General features: G+C 56.8%; 3 protein-coding genes. 2 read left to right on the top strand and 1 reads right to left on the bottom strand.

All coding sequences use genetic code 11. The annotated features are described in order from the left end of the window. Positions 1-440, top strand: a 440-nt coding sequence (locus tag ABJQ89_RS20130; protein WP_348497937.1) for a DUF2726 domain-containing protein, incomplete at its 5' end; no start/stop codon positions are given. A 15-nt stretch (positions 441-455) separates the two neighbouring features. Here ABJQ89_RS20130 and fabD read toward each other — a convergent pair. After that, the gene (gene fabD / locus ABJQ89_RS20125; protein WP_348497936.1) at positions 456-1,385 is read right to left on the bottom strand and encodes an ACP S-malonyltransferase; all 930 of its coding nucleotides are present in this window, start codon (positions 1,383-1,385) and stop codon (positions 456-458) included. Between the two features lie 186 nt (positions 1,386-1,571). On the opposite strand from fabD, the gene ABJQ89_RS20120 reads away from it, so the two are divergent. Further along, positions 1,572-2,342 (top strand): cytochrome b (locus ABJQ89_RS20120; protein WP_348497935.1); only part of this gene is annotated, 771 nt, incomplete at its 3' end.

Below are 2,342 nucleotides of genomic sequence, written 5' to 3'. Positions count from 1 at the left end.
TGATTATGGCGCGCACTGCGCTCAGCGCGCTTGTTGATCCATCTGTTGAAGCAGTCGGACCAGAGCGCGCGCTGGCCATTAGCGCTGTTGAAAACAAGTATCTCGACTTTGGTATCTATGACCGCGCGGGTCGCTGTGTGCTTGCGATAGAGGTGGCAGGAAATACCCCTGCCCTAGGCAACAAAGCCGCAGACCGTTTGGTTGTACAAAAAGCGCTCAGCAACGCGGGGCTTCCCCTTGCGCAGCTCACGACGCAGGATACGCCTGCAGATGTGCGCACAAAGATTGCCGGTTACCTTAAGCCCACTGCGCAAAGCCGCGCGCTCACTGCGCCAGCAGGCCAATCAAAACCTGCAGCGATAACCGACCGCCAAGCGCGCCCAAGTCGCCCGAAACGCCCTGTACGCGCCGCCCATGCGGCTGCGATCGCTGCCGAATAATGTGCTCTGGAGCGCTTAGCGCTCCAGTTTCGCAATATCGTCAGGGCTGCCAACAGCGCTGCAAGACACAGTCTTCGCAATGCGGCGGATCATACCGGACAGTGCTTTGCCTGAACCGATTTCCCAAATCGTATCAACGCCTTGCTCTGCCATATAGCCAACGCTTTCACGCCAGCGCACAGAACCTGTCACCTGCTCTACAAGCAAAGAGCGGATCAACGCAGGATCGCTCACCGCCTCGGCGCGGACATTCGCAACCAATGGAACAGCTGGACGTGCAATGTCTACAGTGCCAAGCGCTTCAGCCATCACGCGTGCTGCTGGCTCCATCAATGCGCAATGGAAAGGTGCGCTCACTGGCAGCATCACAGCGCGTTTCGCGCCTTTTTCTTTCGCGATGACCAAAGCGCGTTCAACCGCGCCAAGATGACCAGACACCACGACTTGCGCCGGATCATTGTCATTTGCCGCTTGGCATACATCGCCTTGCGCCGCTTCTTCTGCCACAGCCTGCGCCGTTGCAAAATCCAGCCCCAATAGCGCGGCCATGGCGCCAACGCCCACTGGTACAGCCTCTTGCATCGCTGTGCCGCGCGTGCGCAGCAAACGGGCCGTATCCGCAATCGAAATTGCACCAGAGGCCGCCAGCGCAGAATATTCACCCAAAGAATGCCCCGCAACAAATGCAGCATCCGTGATGGACACGCCTTCCGCCTCAAGCGCGCGCATCGCCGCCAGCGAGGTCGCCATCAATGCGGGTTGCGCATTGTGGGTCAGCGTCAATTCATCTTGCTCGCCTTCCCAAATCAGCGTGCTGAGTTTTTCACCCAAAGCCTCATCAACCTCGTCGAACACGGCTTTCGCTGCTGGATAGGCATCTGCGAGGGCCTTACCCATTCCGATAGATTGCGCCCCTTGACCGGGGAAAACAAAGGCTTTGGTCATATTCATCTCCAATTTACGCTTCGCACTCCTCTATCGATGCAATGCGTTTATCGCAAGTATCGCTTCATCTGCGCACAGGGTCTGTTCTTAGATAAAGGCTGCGTTGCCGCTCAAAAGTGGGTAGCCTGCGAATAAGTTGGTCCGCTCAAACGTTACCTCTTTGAACGCGCAATATTGGAGAGCAGCATGTCCGCCACAAACACCGATCGCAGCTACGGATCTGTCACCAAGACATTTCATTGGCTCACCGCCCTTTTGATCATCACCGCAATTCCGCTTGGCATTATTTCGAACAAATTGCCGTTCGAAACCGGCGAGGAAGTCGCGCTGAAGGCTTTGATGTTCTCGCTACACAAAACCGTCGGGATCACGGCCTTCTTCGTTGCTCTTGCTCGTATCGCTTGGGCCATCACTCAAACCAAGCCAGCGGGCTTGCACCCTGAACGACGCGCAGAAACCTTTCTTGCTGAACTCGTCCATTGGCTGCTCTATGGCTCGCTTGTCGTCGTGCCTCTGTCGGGCTGGATCCATCATGCGTCAACAACGGGCTTTGCACCGATCTGGTGGCCCTTCGGTCAAAACCTGTTTTTCGTTCCGAAAAGTGAAAGCCTCGCAGCTGTAACCGCTGGGCTGCATGTGGTTTTCGAACGTGTACTAATTGTATCGCTCTTGCTCCACATCGCGGGCGCGCTCAAACACCATGTCATAGATAAGGACGATACGCTCCGCCGTATGTTGCCAGGCACAACGGCCGCAGGTACGCCGCACGGCTCAAACAAGGCAGCGCCGCTTGGCGCAGCAGTGCTGGTCTGGATCGCAGCGATGGGTATCGGTTCTGCGCTTGGCGTGTATCAAGGCCATGGTGGTCACGCAGACCGCGCAGCCCTTGAAGCGGTCAACAGCCAATGGGACGTGCAATCCGGCGCAATCGAGATTTCGACCAATCAATTCGGCTCC

Source organism: Planktotalea sp., assembly GCF_039984035.1.
GTDB lineage: Bacteria > Pseudomonadota > Alphaproteobacteria > Rhodobacterales > Rhodobacteraceae > Planktotalea.
The sequence above is the reverse complement of the archived record's forward strand: the minus strand, read 5'-3'. Positions and strand labels throughout refer to the sequence as shown.